Below are 16201 nucleotides of genomic sequence, written 5' to 3' on the forward strand. Positions count from 1 at the left end.
CGCAGGACGGGGAAGGGCGCTTCGGCGCCTTTTTTTCATTGCGGCGGCACAAGCGACACAAGCGGCTGAGGCGACCGTCGCGCCGAAACGTCGAACCGACCCGATTTGCAACCAGCCGTAACCGGGCCGCCCAGTCCGCCATCATACGAACCGCTTTCACGCGCTTGACGGACGGATTCGACGGGGGAAGAAGGACACCGCCGGCCCATGAAAAAAGGGCGGCTCGTCGCCGCCCTTCGTGTTACCGCCCGCCGCCCGCCGGTGGCGCAATCGCGGCCGGTTCGAACAGCGCATCCGCCTGCCCGACGCGCACGAAGCGCGCCGCGCCGTCACCCTCGACCAGCGCGCGGAAATGCGCTTCGCCGCACGCGAGCTTCGCGCGCTCGTGCTCGCTCGGCACGTGGCCGTCCGCATTCGGCGTATCGACGACGAAGTACAGCCGCTCGCCGCCGTCCTGTTCCGCGAGCACGGCCCAGTCCGGGTGATAGCTGCCGAGCGGCGTCTGCACGCGGAACCACGCCGGCAGCTTCGCGTACAGCTTCACGCCGTCGTGCGCTTCGAGCGCATCGGCGAACGCGCGCTCGGCGTCCGTCTCGCACACGACCGCTTCGTGGATCGACTTGCGCGCGTCCGGCCGCAGGTTGCGCAGGTAGCCGGTCAGCGCCTCGCTCTCGAACGATTCGAGCGCATGCACGTGGCGCTCGCCGAGCTTGCGGTACGCGATGCCGGCAACCAGCGCGAGCCGCTTGCAGCGGTTGATCGCGTCGGCCGCGACCGCGATGAACTGCTGCGGATTCACGCGAAAATCGTCGAGCCGGCCGCTGTCGGCAAGAATCGTCGCGAGCGACCGACGCGTGAGCTGCGTGCGGTCCTGCAACTCGGTGAGCAGGTCGGGCAGCGGCAACTCGCCTTCGTCGAGCAGCACCGTGCCGGCGCCTGCTACTTCGATCGCCTCGATGCCGGCCTTGCCGATGTCGATCTCGGCCTTGCGCCACTGCAGCCGCGCGCGCGCGATGTCCGGCGCGTCGCGCAGCGCGGCCGTGCAGTCGCGCACCAGCTTCGCGTTGTCGAACTCGACGCGGTACACGGTGCGATGGCGGATGCGGTCCCACAGCGCGCGGAAATCCTCGCCGAACACGACGGCCTTGCCCGACGCATCGCGCCGCAACGCGATCGCGCGGCGCTCGTCGGCATTGCGCACCGCGAAGCGGCCCGACAGCTTGCGCAGCGTCGCGACGATCGGCGCGCGCAGTCGCTCGAACGCGTCCGGCAGCACGAGCGCGCTCTGGCGCAGCGCATCCTTCAGCCGGTCGAGCACCTTGCCCTGCGCGTCGACGTAGCCCTGCTCGTGCAGATGGTTCCACAGCACGCGCGACAGCTCGATGCCGAGCGCATGCGCGGGGCCGTCGTCTTCCTGCACCGGCAGCGCCGCGAACTGGTGTTCCTCGACGATCCCGAACCGGATGCCCGTATCGGCCTCGATTTCCTTCTGCAGGTTCTCCGCGAACGACTCGTAGCGCTCGGTCGCGATCACGGTGAGCGTGTTCACGCCCGCGTCGCGCACGCGTTCGCCGTCCTGGTCGACCGCGAGGCGCAGCCCGCGGCCGAGCGTCTGGCGGCGCTCACGTTCGGTCTGGATGTCGCGCAGCGTGCAGATCTGGAACACGTTCGGGTTGTCCCAGCCTTCCTTCAGCGCCGAGTGCGAGAAGATGAACTTGAGCGGCGTGTCGAACGACAGCAGCGCTTCCTTCTCGCGCATGATCAGGCCGTACGCGCGTTCCGCGTTCTCGCGGGCCGCCGCGCTGCTTTCGCTCGTGTCGGTCCAGCCGCCCTTGCGGTCGATCGAGAAGTAGCCGTTGTGTGCACGCTCGACTTCCAGCGCGACGTCGACGCCGTCGAACAGCGCACGGTAGGCCGGCACGCGCGCCGCGCGCGCATATTCCTCTTCGAAGATCAGCGCGTAGTCGCCCTTCACGGGCACGCCGTTCTCGTCGTAGCGGCGATAGCGCTCGACCGAATCGACGAAGAACAGCGACAGCACCTTCACGCCTCGTTCGGCGAGGCGCAGCTCCTTGTCGAGATGCTCGCGGATCGTGCGGCGGATCATCTCGCGCTGCACGGCGAGCGTGTCGATGTCGCCGAACGCCTCGCCGAGCGACAGGAACGCCTCGCCTTCCGGATGGCGCAGCTCGACGTATTCGGCGCCCTTGACCGCATGCACTTCGCCGATCCGCAGCCCCGCGTACAGCGCGCGCTTGGTCAGGCGCTCGAGATCGTCGCCGTCGGTGGCCGACACGATCTGGCGCTTCACGCCGGCCGCGGTCGCGACGTCGAGCTCGACGCGCGCGCTGATCGCGCCGCGCCGGTTCGACACGCCGACGAGCCGCACGTACGGCTTGTTGTGCGCATCCTCGACGATCGCCGACGCGATCTCGATCTGCTTGACGAGCTTGCGCTCGTACGCGTCGACCGCATCGAGCCGGTACACCATGTGGTGGCGGTCGACGTGCGTGGCCGAATAGCGCAGCGTGCAGAGCGGCGCCATCGCGGCGAGCGCTTCGCGCCCGCGCCCTTCGAGGCCGCCGTCGACGCTTTGCGGTTCGTCGACGATCACGATCGGCCGCGTCGCGCGGATCAGGTCGATCGGCTTCTCGCCGCCGGTCTTCTCGCTGTCCTTGTAGAGGTTGTTGATCTCTTTCTTGTTGATCGCGGCGACCGTCATCACCATGATCTGGATCGCCGCGCTCGCCGCGAAGTGGCGCACCTGGCCGAGCTTCGCGGAGTCGTAAAGGAAGTAGTCGTACGGCACGCCCGCGTACAACGCACGGAAGTGATCCTCGGTGATCGACAGCGTCTTGTGCACGCCTTCCTTGATCGCGATCGACGGCACGACGATCACGAATTTCGTGAAGCCGTAGCGGCGGTTCAGCTCGAAGATCGTGCGCAGGTACACGTAGGTCTTGCCGGTGCCGGTCTCCATCTCGACGGTGAAGTCGCGCGAGCCGGGCAGGCCGGACGGCGGCAGCCCGCCGCGCAACTGCACGTCGGCGAGATTGCGTGCGAGCGCGTCGTCGGTCAGCGACAGCCGGTTACCGACGCCTTGCTCGGACACCGCGAAGCCGAGCGAGCCTTGCGCGGCGGCCGTCGTGCCGGGCGCGGCGTTCGCGAGCACGCTGAAGTCGCCGCGATACGATTCCTGCCCGCGAAACAGGTCGCAGACGGCGTCGATCGCCTCGCGCTGGTAGTCGAGATCCGCTTCGAAATGCAGCCGCATCACAGGCTCCGCACGCGCTTCACGCCGTGCTGTTCGAGCAGCGCGGCGAGATTGAGCTTCGCGACGTCGTCGACGAAGCCGCTGTCGCGGAACAGGCACGTGACGTCGCGCGACGCGCCGGTCGCATCCAGCAGGTCGACGATGCCGTCGGCGAGCGGGCCCGCGTCGTCGCGCGAAATGCGCGCATCGAAGCACGCGACGATCGCGCGGCCGATCAGGTGCACCGTCTTGCCGGCCACCTGGTGATGCTCAACCGGCGTGCACAGGTCGAGGCCGAGCTTCAGCGTCAGCTCGGCGAGCAGGTCGTCCTCGGTGCGGCCGGTCTTCACGTGTTCGACGGACGCGAACAGCGCATGGTCGAAGTCGTCGCGGCGCGGGTCCCACTCGATCACGTTGGTCGTGTCGAGCCGGTACACGCGAAAACCCAGGTCGCCATAGCTTTCCGGATAGTCGCGCGCGACCTGCTGCGCGGCGCGGCGCAGGCGTTCCTTCGTGATTTCGGCGAGCGTCAGCGGCTTCTTCAGCTTCGCGCAGAAATCGGCGGCTGCCGTCTGCGTCTTGTCGCGTCGGTCGAGCGCCTCGGGCAGCTGCACGAGGATGTAGCGGCGCGCGCCGCCGTCGGTCGCGTTCACCTGCATCACCGCGTGGCCGGTCGAGCCGGAGCCGGCGAAGCAGTCGAGCACGATGTCGTCGCCGCGCGTGCACCAGCCGATCACGGCGGCCGCGAAGTCGACCGGCTTCGGCAGGTCGAACGGGATGCCGAGCGTTTTCAACAGCGCGTCGTCGGAGCCCGCGAACGGCAGCACCGACGGCACGTTCTCGTACATGTTCTCGTCGAGGTAGTAGATCCGCTGCGGCTGCGTGGTTTCGTCCGGGCCGAATTCGATCTGGCCGCGCTCAAGCAGCGCCTGCATCGTCGCGGGCGGGTTGCGCCAGCCGCGCGCCGGCATCGCGCACGGCTTGCCGGTGACCGGGTGGATCAGCGGCGTGAAATATTCGTCCGGGGCCTTCTTCTTGTTCGGCCAGGCCATCGACACGAGGCGGTACACGCGGCCTTCCGCCGACAGCCGGTCGTACATCACCTCGCCGCCGGACAGGTTGGTCTGCGCCTTCATCCACGCGCGGTACGCCTTCTGCGCGTCCTTCGGGTTGCCGCTGCGGTACACCGCGTCGTGCGCGGCGTCGAGCATGCGCTGCGCATTGCGCTTCGGGCGCTTGAGCGGCGCCTGTTCGAGCAGCGTCTCGGCGTTGCGCGCGAACAGCACCAGCGATTCGTGCTGGTACGCGACGCCGCGCGCGTCGCCCTTCGGGTTGCGCTTGTCCCACACGGCCACGCCGAGCTCGTTTTCCTCGCCGAAGATCTCGCGCAGCATCAGCACGAGCGCATGCACTTCGTGCTCGTCGATGTGCACCGCGATCAGCCCTTCGTCGGACAGCAGCGCGTGCGCGAGCTTCAGGCGCGGATACATCATGTTCAGCCAGTCGGTGTGGAACCGGCCGTTCGCCTCGGTGTTGGTGCTGCGCTTCACGCCGGCTTCGGTCTGGCCCGTCATCGCCAGGTAGTGGCGGATGCTGTCGCTGAAGTCGTCCGGATAGACGAAATCGCTGCCGGTGTTGTACGGCGGATCGATGTAGACGAGCTTCACCTTGCCTGCGTAACTCTTGTGCAGCAGCTTCATCACGTCGAGGTTGTCGCCCTCGATCACCAGATGGCGCGTGTCGTCCCACGCGACGCTGTCGTCGGGGCAGGGCCGCAGCGTGCCCGTCGACGGCGTGAGCGCGGCCTGGCGAGCGGCGCGCTTGCCGTGCCAGTGAAAGCCGTAGCGCTCGTCGGCGTCGCCGACCGTGCGCTCGCCGACCAGCGCCTTCAGCACGTCGACGTCGACCGACGCGCCGTCCGGGCCTTCGGTCACGAGTTCGGGGAACAGCGCCTTCAGGCGCGCGACGTTGTCGGCGGTGAAATCCGTCGACATCGCCTGCGGGCTGGCCGCATCGAGTTTCTGCATCGTCTTTTCCATCGGAGCCCGGCCGCGCGCGCCAGGACGTCGGGCGCGCTCACGGCACCGGCGGCAATGGCCGCCCGGGCAAACCCGAAACGCTAGCGAGTCGGTCGGCGCAGGTCAAGCACCGATGTGCGACGAACGTGCTTGTATCGGCCGCGATCGCCCGCCGGACGGGCTGGAAGCGGGTTCGGGCCGGTTGTCGCACGGGGCGGCCGGCGGGCGCGCGGCGGACCCCGGCGACGCCGCGAAAAAGACGAACAAGGGACGAAAAAAAGGGCACGGTCGGCGCAAAGCGCCGGCGTGCCCGCATGGAGAATCCCGGATGGAGGGTGAGGCAGGGCCCGACGGGCCCCGCCCGGATGATTGCCTCAGGTCAGAAGCGCGTCCGGATGCCCGACGTCAGTTCGAGCTGGTTCTTCGCGCCGAACGTCGACGACACCGTGTAGCCGCCGTGCAGCTTCATGTAGTCGCCGGCCAGGTACACCTCGGTGCGCTTGCTCAGGTGGTAGAACACCGACCCGTAGATCGTCTCCTTGAAGCCGTTGGCGACGCCGTTGGTCAGGCTGAACGCGCCGAGGTTGGCATTCGGCGTGAAGCCGTCCGCGTTGTTCGCGGCGTTCTTGATGCGCATCTGCTGGTAGCCGAGCTCGTAGTCGAGCGCGCCCTTCGGCGCGATCTTCATCGACACCGTCCACGAATTGTCGTGACGCTGACCGAGCGCGCCCTGGTCGCCGTTGTAGCGGAAGTAGCCGGCATTCAGGCGCACGATGTCGAACGTGTAGTTGCCGCCGACCGAGAACGTCTGGTTCCGGAAGCCGCCGTGGTTCACGTGGTTGTAGAAGCCCGACACGTTGAACGGCCCGCCGTTGTAGCCGAGCGCGGCCTGGTACGCGGAGCCGGTCGCGAATTGCGTCGAGTTGCTGAACTGGTAACCGGCGCTCGCGAAGATGCCGTTGCTGAACAGCTTCTTCCACGCGACGCCGTTGTTGTAGCGCGTGCCGGTCGGGCCGGCCGCGTAGAAGATCATCTGCTTGAAGTTGTTCGAGTTGGTCCAGCCGCCTTCCTCGGTCGTCAGCTTCGAGGAACCGTACGCATCGCCGTAGATCGTGGCCGCGTCGCGCGCGATCGTGTTCTGGAAGCCGGCCGTCAGCTTGCCGAAGCGCTCGTCCTCGACGCCCACCCACGCGTCGCGGTCGAAGATCTGGCCTTCGTCTTCCATCTGGCCGTTCGCGACCACGAATTCGCTTTCGAGGCGGAAGATGATCTTCGTGCCGCCGCCGATGTCTTCAGCGCCGCGCAGGCCCCAGCGGCTGCCGCTGAACCACGGTTCGCCTTCGTTGCCCATGCCGATCACGTGTTTGCCGTTCGCGTCGGCGTGGGTCCGGTAGGTCGGAAAGCTCAGGTCCATCAGGCCGTAGAGCTGCACGCTCGACTGCGCATGCGCCTGGGTGCCGGCGCACAGGCCAGCCGCCGCGATGGAAAGGGCAAGGGTTTTTCGTTTCAAGATCGTCTCCTCCGAGCTGCCGCATTGAAATCCGGTCGTTGGCAGTACGTAATGTATGCCGACTCTTGCCGGCCACAGCGAGAGGGCCGACGCATGGCATCGTAGAGGGGGCAATCCTTCACGACGCTTTCCCGGAGGAAAGAATCGGATCGGTGAAAACACCGAACGCGCAATAATCGCGGATCGGGCAGGCCTGCGGAAGCGGTCCTGCGGGGCGTCCGGCAGGCCGCAATGATGATTCGTGCTACGAATTGATGTGTGGAAGGCGGGAAGCGCGCCGCGTCAATCGTGCGCGCTCTTCATGCGCAGGATGTAACCGAGCCCGCGCAGCGTGATGATCTCGGCCGTGCTGCTGGCGAGATGCTTGCGCAGCCGGTGGATGTAGATGTCGATCGCGTCGGCGCTGGGCTCGTCGTCGAGCGCGAACACGCTGTCCATCAGCCGCGCCTTCGAGACCGTCTTGTTCTGCTGCAGCATCAGCGTTTCGAGGATCGCGTGCTCGCGGCGCCGCAGCGCGAGCACCGCGTCGCCGCAGCGGAATTCGCGCGTGCCGAACGCGTAGACGAGATCGCCGCACACGAGCTGCGTCGTGCCGACGCCGGCCTGCCGGCGGATCAGCGCGCGGATGCGCGCCACCAGCTCGCGCGATTCGAACGGCTTCACGACGTAATCGTCGGCGCCCGCGCCGAAGCAGTCGACCTTGTCGTCGACCGAGCCGTGCGCGGTCAGCATCAGCACCGGCACGTTGTCGTTGCGGCGCCGTAGCCGCGCGAGCACTTCCTTGCCGCTGATGCCGGGCAGGCGCATGTCGAGCAGCACCGCATCGTAGCGTTCGGTCTTGAGCACCGTGTCGGCCCGTTCGCCGTCGCCGACGCAGTCGACCGCGAAATCCTCGCCGCGCAGCAGGTTCACGATCCAGTGCGCGAGCTCGGCGTTGTCTTCGACCAGCAAAAGTTTCATGACGGCGTTCTCTTCAGTCGAAAGCGGGCAACCGCACGGTCACGACGATACCGCGATTGCCGGGCCCCGGCGCGAGCGACGCGCTGCCGCCGTGCGCCTGCGCGATCTCGCGGACGATCGCGAGTCCGAGGCCCGAGCCCTCGGTATCGGCCGACACGCGGTAGAACCGCTTGAATACGTGCGGCCGCGCTTCGGCCGGGATGCCGGGGCCGTCGTCGACCACGTCGAGCACGATCGCGTCGCCGTCGCGCCGCGCGCAGACCGTCACGCAGCCGCCCGGCTGCGTGTAGCGCACCGCGTTGTCGACGAGGTTCATCACCAGCGCGGTGAGCAGGCTATCGCTGCCCGCGACGTCGAGCTGCTCGCCGAGATCGGCGCCGAGGTCGATGTCGCGCCGCTGCGCGAGCACGATCGTCTCCTCCAGCACGCTCGACACCACCGCGGCCAGGTCGACGCGGTGGGTCAGGAGCGTGGACGGCGTCGCTTCCGCATGTGCGAGCAGCAGCAGCTTGTCGGTCACGTCGGCCATCTTGCGGCTGCTGCGCTGCATGCTGTCGAGCACCGCCGCGAGTTCACGATCGTCGTTGCCGCGCTGCTGCGCGTACTGGATCTGTGTGTCGAGCACCGCGATCGGCGTGCGCAACTGGTGCGCGGCATCCGCGATGAAGCGGCGCTGCGTGGCCGTATGCGTGTTCAGGCGCGCGATGCACTGGTTGATCGCGTCGACGATCGGCCGCAGTTCGTGCTGCAGTCGCTCCGGGCGGATCGGCTCCAGTTCCATCGGCCCGCGGTCGGCCACGTCGTCCTTCAGCTTCATCAGCGGGCGCAGCTCGAAGGTGAGCCCGAGATAGACGAGCACCACCGCGAGCACCAGCATCAGCGACAGGCGCACCAACTGCGGCCGCCAGATCGTCGCGACCATCGCGCCGTACGAGCGCGTCGTCTTCGCGACGACCACGGTGACCGTCTCGACCTGCCCCTCGTCGTACAGCTGGCGGTCGTAGGCCACCGCGCGCAGCGGCACGCCGTCGAGCGACGTGTCGTACAACGTCGGTTCGATGCCGTGCCGCGCGGGCAGGTCGAGCACCGGATTGCCGGCGAGCAGGCGGTCGTGGCCGTCGATCACCTTGTAGAACACCGAGTCGCCCGACGGCGATTCGAAGATCTCCAGCGCGGCGGGCGGCACGTCGGCCGCCGGCCGGCCGTTGCGCCATTCGACGTCCTCGCCGATCGTGCGAGCGGACGCGACGAGCGCGCTGTCCTGCACGAGCCCGGCCGTGGTCCGCGCGGTGTCGTACGACATCGCGCCCGCGATCAGCACGAACACCGCGAGCGGCAGCAGCAGCCACCACAGCAGCCGCCCGCGCAGGCTGTGCGCCATCCTGTTGCGCTCCTTCTCGGAAAAGCCGAACCGCGCCGGGGTCGCCGGCGCGGTCGGATGAGTCATGTCAGGCGTCGATCGGCAGCGTTCAGAACGCCGCGGGGCGCCACTTCAGCAGCCGCTTCTCGATCCGCGTCAGCAGGTAGTCGGCGGCCAGCGCGACCACGGCCAGCACGATCATCGCCGCGAACACGCCGCTCGCGTTGAACGCGCCCTGGGCGGTGGAGATTAACAGCCCGATCCCTTGCTTGGAACCCAGGAATTCGCCGACCACCGCACCGACCAGCGCGAAGCCGAAGCTCACGTGCAGGCTCGCGAGGATCCAGCTCAACGCGGACGGGATCACGACCGACGTGGTGATCTGCCGGCGCGACGCGCCGAGGATCTGCGCGTTCGCGATCAGGTAGCGATCCGCTTCGCGCACGCCCTGGAACGCGTTGCCGAACACGACGAAGAACACCATCACGACGGCCAGCGCGATCTTCGACGCCATCCCGAGGCCGAGCGCGATCACGAACACCGAGCCGAGCACGACGCGCGGAATCGAGTTCGCGATCTGGATGTACAGGCCGAACACGTCGGCCATCAGTTTGTTGCGGCCGAGCACGATCCCGCAGATCACGCCGGCCACCGAGCCGATCAGGAAGCCGATCGCGGTTTCCTCGAGCGTGACCCACACCTGCGTGAGCAGCGGGCCCTGCGACGTGCCGTTCACGAACCAGTCCTGGATCTGCTCGAAGATCAGCGACGGCATCGAGAAGAAGAACGGATCGATCCATTTCAGCCGGGCGGCGAGTTCCCACCCGCCCAGCACGATCACGAGTACGGCGATCCGCAGCGTGACGATCAGGTTGCGCCGGCGGCGCAGCCGGCGTTGCGCGGCGCGCTCGTCGTCCTCGAGCGTGGTCGCCGGAAGGGCGGTGGTGGGAAGCGTCATGTCGGTCATGCTCCTGTCCTTGCTGTTTCTTGCCGGTGCTTGTCGTGCGGCGTATGCGTCAGCCGATCTGCACTTCTTCGCGCAGGTCGTGCCAGATGTCCTTGGAAATTTCGATGAAGCGCGGGTCGTAGCGCACTTCCGACATGACGCGCGGGCGCGGCAGGTCGATTTCGTATACGCGCTTGAGCGTCGCGGGGCGTGCGGTCAGCACGAATACGCGGTCGGCGAGCGCGATCGCTTCCTCGAGATCGTGCGTGACGAACACGACCGAGCCCTTGTTCGCGGACCACAGCTGCAGCAGCTCGTCCTGCATCAGCGTGCGGGTCTGCATGTCGAGCGCGGAAAACGGCTCGTCCATCAGCAGGATTTCCGGCTGGTTGATGAAGGTCTGCGCGAGCGCGACGCGCTTTCTCATCCCGCCGGAGAGCTGGTGCGGATAGTGCTTCGCGAACTTGTCGAGGCCGACCTTGCGGATCCATTCCTCGGCCTGCGCGTACGCGACGTCCTTCGAGCGGCCGCGAAACAGCGGGCCCGCCGCGACGTTGTCGATCACGTTGCGCCACGGGAACACGGCGTCGGCCTGGAACACGAAGCCGATGCGCGGGTCGATCCCGTCGACCGGGCGGCCCATCACGCGGACTTCGCCCGACACGGGCTTGAGCAGCCCGGTGATCAGGTTCAGCGTCGTCGACTTGCCGCAGCCGGTCGGGCCGACGATCGCGATGAATTCGCCGCGCGCGACGCTCATGCTGAAGTCGCGCAACGCGACGGTGGCCTTGCCTTCCGGCGAAATGAAGCGGCACGACACATTGCGAAACTCGATCGCCGGTGTGCTCGGGGAGACTGCCTGATTCATCGCATTGATCCTGCGGGTGAGGAGGGCGTCGCAGTGGCGGCGCCGGGCCGGTCAACCGGGCCGGAACGGGGAACGCACGGCGGCGGGATCGCCGCCGCAGGCGCCTTTGCCGGGATTGGTTACTTCGCGTTCACGAAATCGTTCGTATAGGTGCGCGCCAGGTCGATGTGCTTGCCCTTCACCGACGGGTTGAATGCCGACAGCACCTTCAGCACGGTCGCCGGGCCGTCGGCCGGCATCTTGCCGTCCGCGGTGTACATCGGCAGCGACGCCTTCAGCGCGGCCACGTACAGCGCCTTGTCCTTCTGGTAGTCGGCCGGCATCTTCGCGGCGATTTCCTCGGCGCTGTGCGTGTGGATGAACTGCATCGTCTTCGCGAACGCGTGAGCGAGCTTGGTCGCCTCCGCCTTGTGCGCATCGACCCACGCCGACTGCACGTACAGGCTCGCGGCCGGGTAGGTGCCGCCGAGCGCGGCGCGCGTGCCTTCCAGCGTGCGCAGGTCGACCAGCACCTTCGCGTCGCCCATCTTCTCGAGCGCGGACACCGTCGGCTCGGTCGTCATCCCGGCGTCGATGCGGCCCTGCTTGATCGCGGCGATGAAGCTCGCGTCCGCGCCGACCGGCAGCATCGTGTACTGCGTCGACGGCACGCCGTGCTGCAGCGCGAGATACTGGGTGAGGAAGCTCGTCGACGAGCCGAGGCCCGTGACGCCGAGCGTCTTGCCCTTCGCGTCGGCCATCGACTTGAAGGTCGGCGCGGCCTTGGTCGACACCATCTCGACCTCGCCCGGCACCTGGCCGAACACGGCGATCGCCTTCACGTCCTTGCCCTTGCTCTGCAGGTCGATGGTGTGATCGTAGAAGCCGACGACGCCCTGCACGGCGCCCGCGAGCAGCTCGTTCTCGGCGTCGACGCCGGCCGGCTGCGACAGCAGCTCGACGTCGAGCCCTTCGGCCTTGAAATTGCCAAGCTCCTGCGTGAGCCGCGCGGGCAGGTAGATCAGCTTCGCGATCCCGCCGACCATGATCGTGATCTTGCCGCCGTCGTCGGCGAAAGCGGGGTGAGCGGCGAGCGCGCAGCTCAGGCTGGCTGCCACGGCGAGGGTGCGCAGGATGGGTCGCATCGGGTCGTCTCCTTCGTTGTATTCGTATGGCGCGATGCTTGCTGCATCGTCTTAACGAGTATAGGGAGGCGAAACCTTCTGCAACCTTTCGCGGGGGGGCGGATCCTTTAGGGGTTTTCCAGAAAACAGCGGGGCGGCATGCGGGCGGCGGTCGCCGACGCAAGCCGAAAGCGACGCGGCAGCGCGCCTACCGCCACCCGATCAACACCCGCCCCATCGCATCGACCCCCATGTCGAACAGGTGCGACACGAACGGCACGAGGTTCGGGATCATCAGTTGCACGAGCAACAGCCCGACGATCAGCGTGACGGGAAAGCCGATCTGGTACATGCCGATCTGCGGCGCCGCGCGGTTCAGGATGCCAAGCGCGAGGTTCGCGATCAGCAGCGCCACGACCACCGGCAGCGACAGCAGCAGCCCCATCTCGAACACGGTCGCGCCGAACGCGGCAAGCGTGCGCCAGCCCGGCGCGTGCAGCAGCTCGCCCGACACCGGCAGCGACTGGAACGACGCGGCGAGCGCGGCGAATACCTGCAGGTGGCCGTCCACGGCGAGGAACGCGAGCATCGCGACCGCGTTCAGGAACCGCCCCATCGCGGGCGTCGCGCCGTTCGAATGCGGATCGAAGAAGGTCGCGAAGCCCAGCCCCATCGACAGCCCGATGAAGTCGCCGGCCGCTTCGACGGCCGCGAACACGAGCTGCATCGTGAAACCCATCGCGACGCCGATCAGGAATTGGTTGACGAGGATCCAGATGCCCAGCGCGGAGAACACGGTGACGTCCGGCATCGCGCCGAGCGTCGGCGCGACGACGAGCGCCATGAACGCGGCGACGCCGATCTTCACGCGCACCGGCACGGCCGCGTGGCCGACCATGGGCGCCGTCGCGACGAGCGCGAGCATCCGCACGAACGGCCACAGGAAAGCCGTCAGCCAGCCGTTGAGCTGCGCATAGGTGACCGAGAACATCGTCGCCGGGTGCTGCGCGCGGCTCAGCCGGCGCCGAGCGTCGCGACGTGCAGCAGCGTCTGCCGCAGGTAGTCGAGCATCGTCGTCAGCATCCACGGGCCGGCTATCACGAGCGTTGCGGCGACCGCGAGCAGCTTCGGGATGAACGACAGCGTCGCTTCGTTGATCTGCGTCGCGGCCTGGAACAGGCTCACGACGAGGCCGACCGCGAGCGCGACCAGCAGCAGCGGGGCCGCGAGCAGCAGGCCGACCATCATCGCCTGGTGCGCGAGCGTCATCACTTGTTCAGGCGTCATCGCGTGGATCCTCCGCTTACGTGAAGCTCTGCGCGAGCGAGCCGATCAGCAGTTGCCAGCCGTCGACGAGCACGAACAGCATCAGCTTGAACGGCAGCGACACGGTGGACGGCGACACCATCATCATCCCCATCGACATCAGCACGCTCGCGACGACCATGTCGATGATCAGGAACGGGATGAACACCGTGAAGCCGATCTGGAAGCCGGTTTTCAGTTCGCTCGTGACGAACGCGGGCACCAGCAGCGACAGCGGCACGTCCTCGGGGCCCTGCATCGGCGCGGCCTTCGAGATCTTCGCGAACAGCGCGAGATCGGTCTCGCGGGTCTGCTTCAGCATGAAGGTCTTGAACGGCGCGACGCCGCGCTGCACGGCCTGCTCCATCGGCATCGAGCCGTCGGAGAACGGCTTGTAGCCGTCGTTGTACGCGCGGTCGAGCACCGGCGACATCACGAAGAAGGTCAGGAACATCGCGAGGCCGACGAGCACCTGGTTCGGCGGCGTCGTCGCGGTGCCGAGCGCCTGGCGCAGCAGCGACAGCACGATGATGATGCGCGTGAAGCTCGTCATCATCAGCAGCATCGCCGGCAGGAACGACAGCATCGTGAGCAGCAGCATCGTCTGCACGCTCAGCGAATAGGTGGTGCCGCCGTGCGGGCCCGGGCTCGCATTGAACGCGGGCAGGCCGTTCGCCTGCGCGCACGCAAGCGCGGGCGCGAGACAGAGGATCAGCACGGGCGCGACACGCGCCGCGTGATGCAGGAATGCGTGTTTCATCGGAGTGCGGAGACGGAAAGAGGGCGCGGCGCCATGTCAGCGGTCCTTGCCGCGACCGAGGCGTTTCGCGGCTTCGCCCGCGAGCGCGTCGCGAAACCGCGCGCCGAACGTGCCGGGCAGGGTGCCGTCGGACGGGTTGCCGCCGGCGGGCGCGTCGGCCGAGGTCGACCCCGCGGTCGCGGCGGCCGCCACCGAACCGGCCGGCAGCGTATGCAGCAGCCGCACGTTGCCCGGCGCGACGCCGAGCACGAGCCAGGTGTCGCCGATCTCGACGATCGTCGCGCTTTCCTTCGCGCCGAGCCCGACGCTCGACACGACCTTCAGCGGGCCGCCGCGTCGCGCGGGCTGGAAGCCGAAGCGGCGCGCGAGCCATGCGCACGCGAATACGAGGCCGATCACGACCGCGAGCCCGACGAGCGTCTGCAGCACCGCGCCGATGCCGAGCGACGGCACGGCCGAGCCGACCGTCACGCTCGACGCGATCGAACCGGCGTGGTTGACCGCGTTCATGTCGGCGGCGCCGGCCGGCGCGCACGCGAGCGACGCGGCGGCGGCCAGCACCGCCGCTGCGATCGCGCGGCACACGCGCCAGCCGGGCTTCACGACGTTCATCGATTCAGCTTCCGGATGCGTTCGGCGGGCGTGATGATGTCGGTGAGGCGAATACCGAACTTGTCGTTGACGACCACGACTTCGCCCTGTGCGATCAGGCAGCCGTTCACGAGCACGTCCATCGGCTCGCCGGCCATGCCGTCGAGCTCGACGACCGAGCCCTGCGCGAGCTGCAGCAGGTTGCGGATCGCGATCTTCGTGCGGCCGAGCTCCACCGTCATCTTGACCGGGATGTCGAGGATCATCTCGATGTCGTTGTGCGTCGAGCTCGCCGCGGCCTTCGACAGCGGCTGGAACACGCCGGCGCCCGTGGCGCCCACCTGCACCGGCTGCTCGTTCTGCTCGGCGAGCGCGGCCGCCCAGTCGTCGAGGCCCTGCTCTTCGTCGGCCGCGGCCGGCGCCTTCGCGTCGGCGGCCGATGCCGCGGCGGCCGACGCCGCGAGGGCCGCATCGGCCATCGCCTGCACGTCGTCGTCGGGCGTCTGGTTCAGCTCACTCATATCCACCTTCCTTCATCGAATCGCTCGCGCCGATCATCTTCTGCACGCGCAACGCATATTGACCATTGAAAATTCCGTAGCCGCATTCCATCACCGGCACGCCGTCGACCTTCGCGGTGATCGTGTCCTCGATCTCCAGCGGCAGCACGTCGCCCGCGCGCAGGTTCAGGATCTTCTCGAACGTCGCCGAGATCTCGGCGAGATTCGCGGTCAGCTCGACCTCGGCGGCCTGCACCTGCTGCGACAGCACGCGCACCCAGCGGCGGTCGACTTCGAGCGCCTCGCCCTGGATCGGCGAGCTGAGCACGTCGCGGATCGGCTCGACCATCGAGTACGGCATGCAGATGTGCAGCGTGCCGCCCGTCGGCCCGAACTCGATCGAGAACTGCGTGACGATCACGATCTCGTTCGGCGTCGCGACGTTCGCGAACTGCGTGTGCATCTCCGAGCGCACGAATTCGAACTGCAGCGGCCGCACGCTCTTCCACGCGGTCGTGTAGTGCTCGAACACGAGGTTCAGCAGCTTGCCGATGATCCGCTGCTCGGTGGCCGTGAAATCGCGGCCCTCGACGCGCGTGTGGAAGCGCCCGTCGCCGCCGAACAGGTTGTCGACGACGAAGAACACGAGGTTCGGGTCGAACACGAACAGCGACGTGCCGCGCAGCGGCTTCACGTGCACCAGGTTCAGGTTCGTCGGGATCGGCAGGTTGCGGGTGAATTCGCTGTACTTCTGCACCTTCACCTGGCTGACGGAGATTTCCGCCGTGCGCCGCATGAAGTTGAAGATGCCGATCCGCAGCAGGCGCGCGAAGCGGTCGTTGATGATCTCGAGGCCGGGCATCCGGCCGCGGACGATCCGCTCCTGCGTCGCGATGTTGTAGGGGCGGACGCCCGATGTGTCGCGCTGCTCGTCGACCGAATCGGTTTCGCCCGTGACGCCCTTGAGGAGGGCATCGACCTCCTCCTGGGACATGAACTCCTGGTGACCCATACGCGCTCCTTTTGC

At 67.7% G+C, this 16201-nt stretch carries 14 protein-coding genes; all 14 read right to left on the reverse strand.

Translation table 11 applies throughout. The features are described 5' to 3' along the window. Positions 1–241: 241 nt before the first annotated feature. The gene (locus JYG37_RS02375; protein ID WP_089488002.1) at positions 242–3274 is read right to left on the reverse strand and encodes a type III restriction-modification system endonuclease; all 3033 of its coding nucleotides are present in this window, start codon (positions 3272–3274) and stop codon (positions 242–244) included. Next, positions 3274–5292: a site-specific DNA-methyltransferase gene (locus JYG37_RS02380; RefSeq protein ID WP_089488003.1), complete on the reverse strand. Its 2019-nt coding sequence runs from the start codon at positions 5290–5292 to the stop codon at positions 3274–3276. Before JYG37_RS02380 ends, JYG37_RS02375 begins: the two co-directional genes overlap by 1 nt. Before the next feature lie 358 nt (positions 5293–5650). Beyond that, on the reverse strand, positions 5651–6781 hold the full coding sequence (locus tag JYG37_RS02385; protein WP_089488004.1) for a porin: 1131 nt from the start codon (positions 6779–6781) through the stop codon (positions 5651–5653). Positions 6782–7063: 282 nt separating this feature from the next. Continuing rightward, complete coding sequence (locus tag JYG37_RS02390; protein ID WP_089488005.1) at positions 7064–7741, reverse strand: response regulator; 678 nt, start codon at positions 7739–7741, stop codon at positions 7064–7066. A 13-nt stretch (positions 7742–7754) separates the two neighbouring features. Further along, positions 7755–9122 (reverse strand): sensor histidine kinase, encoded by a 1368-nt coding sequence (locus JYG37_RS02395; protein ID WP_089488068.1) that lies wholly within the window; start codon positions 9120–9122, stop codon positions 7755–7757. A gap of 88 nt (positions 9123–9210) precedes the next feature. Further along, a complete protein-coding gene (locus JYG37_RS02400) occupies positions 9211–10059 on the reverse strand; it encodes an ABC transporter permease (protein ID WP_179233118.1) in 849 nt (282 codons plus the stop codon). 58 nt (positions 10060–10117) lie between these two features. Further along, complete coding sequence (locus JYG37_RS02405) at positions 10118–10915, reverse strand: ABC transporter ATP-binding protein (RefSeq protein ID WP_089488007.1); 798 nt, start codon at positions 10913–10915, stop codon at positions 10118–10120. 119 nt (positions 10916–11034) lie between these two features. Then, a complete protein-coding gene (locus JYG37_RS02410; RefSeq protein ID WP_089488008.1) occupies positions 11035–12039 on the reverse strand; it encodes an ABC transporter substrate-binding protein in 1005 nt (334 codons plus the stop codon). 187 nt (positions 12040–12226) lie between these two features. After that, positions 12227–13009, reverse strand: coding sequence for a flagellar biosynthetic protein FliR (gene fliR, locus JYG37_RS02415; RefSeq protein WP_089488009.1), 783 nt, complete (start codon positions 13007–13009; stop codon positions 12227–12229). Between the two features lie 23 nt (positions 13010–13032). Then, on the reverse strand, positions 13033–13305 hold the full coding sequence (gene fliQ, locus JYG37_RS02420; RefSeq protein ID WP_006401718.1) for a flagellar biosynthesis protein FliQ: 273 nt from the start codon (positions 13303–13305) through the stop codon (positions 13033–13035). A gap of 16 nt (positions 13306–13321) precedes the next feature. Then, positions 13322–14083 carry a flagellar type III secretion system pore protein FliP gene (fliP, locus tag JYG37_RS02425; protein ID WP_089488010.1) on the reverse strand — a complete coding sequence of 254 codons (762 nt, stop codon included), beginning with the start codon at positions 14081–14083 and terminating at the stop codon, positions 13322–13324. Positions 14084–14119: 36 nt separating this feature from the next. Further along, positions 14120–14695, reverse strand: a complete 576-nt coding sequence (gene fliO / locus JYG37_RS02430; RefSeq protein WP_213345858.1) for a flagellar biosynthetic protein FliO — start codon at positions 14693–14695, stop codon at positions 14120–14122. Next, positions 14692–15195 carry a flagellar motor switch protein FliN gene (gene fliN, locus JYG37_RS02435; protein ID WP_213345859.1) on the reverse strand — a complete coding sequence of 168 codons (504 nt, stop codon included), beginning with the start codon at positions 15193–15195 and terminating at the stop codon, positions 14692–14694. Before fliN ends, fliO begins: the two co-directional genes overlap by 4 nt. Further along, the gene (fliM, locus tag JYG37_RS02440) at positions 15188–16186 is read right to left on the reverse strand and encodes a flagellar motor switch protein FliM (RefSeq protein WP_050015744.1); all 999 of its coding nucleotides are present in this window, start codon (positions 16184–16186) and stop codon (positions 15188–15190) included. The genes fliN and fliM overlap by 8 nt, the downstream gene beginning before the upstream one ends. Between the last annotated feature and the right edge of the window lie 15 nt (positions 16187–16201).

This window comes from Burkholderia sp. LAS2 (genome assembly GCF_018417615.1).
Classification (GTDB): domain Bacteria; phylum Pseudomonadota; class Gammaproteobacteria; order Burkholderiales; family Burkholderiaceae; genus Burkholderia; species Burkholderia sola.

What these genes read in the sequence shown, in the direction of transcription:
- fliM (WP_050015744.1), bottom strand. Translation starts at nt 16,186, where the DNA reads ATGGGTCACCAGGAGTTCATGTCCCAGGAGGAGGTCGATGCCCTCCTC.
- fliR (WP_089488009.1), bottom strand. Translation starts at nt 13,009, where the DNA reads ATGTTCTCGGTCACCTATGCGCAGCTCAACGGCTGGCTGACGGCTTTC.
- fliP (WP_089488010.1), bottom strand. Translation starts at nt 14,083, where the DNA reads ATGAAACACGCATTCCTGCATCACGCGGCGCGTGTCGCGCCCGTGCTG.
- fliQ (WP_006401718.1), bottom strand. Translation starts at nt 13,305, where the DNA reads ATGACGCCTGAACAAGTGATGACGCTCGCGCACCAGGCGATGATGGTC.
- fliN (WP_213345859.1), bottom strand. Translation starts at nt 15,195, where the DNA reads ATGAGTGAGCTGAACCAGACGCCCGACGACGACGTGCAGGCGATGGCC.
- JYG37_RS02375 (WP_089488002.1), bottom strand. Translation starts at nt 3,274, where the DNA reads ATGCGGCTGCATTTCGAAGCGGATCTCGACTACCAGCGCGAGGCGATC.
- fliO (WP_213345858.1), bottom strand. Translation starts at nt 14,695, where the DNA reads ATGAACGTCGTGAAGCCCGGCTGGCGCGTGTGCCGCGCGATCGCAGCG.
- JYG37_RS02405 (WP_089488007.1), bottom strand. Translation starts at nt 10,915, where the DNA reads ATGAATCAGGCAGTCTCCCCGAGCACACCGGCGATCGAGTTTCGCAAT.
- JYG37_RS02395 (WP_089488068.1), bottom strand. Translation starts at nt 9,122, where the DNA reads ATGGCGCACAGCCTGCGCGGGCGGCTGCTGTGGTGGCTGCTGCTGCCG.
- JYG37_RS02380 (WP_089488003.1), bottom strand. Translation starts at nt 5,292, where the DNA reads ATGGAAAAGACGATGCAGAAACTCGATGCGGCCAGCCCGCAGGCGATG.
- JYG37_RS02400 (WP_179233118.1), bottom strand. Translation starts at nt 10,059, where the DNA reads ATGACGCTTCCCACCACCGCCCTTCCGGCGACCACGCTCGAGGACGAC.
- JYG37_RS02390 (WP_089488005.1), bottom strand. Translation starts at nt 7,741, where the DNA reads ATGAAACTTTTGCTGGTCGAAGACAACGCCGAGCTCGCGCACTGGATC.
- JYG37_RS02410 (WP_089488008.1), bottom strand. Translation starts at nt 12,039, where the DNA reads ATGCGACCCATCCTGCGCACCCTCGCCGTGGCAGCCAGCCTGAGCTGC.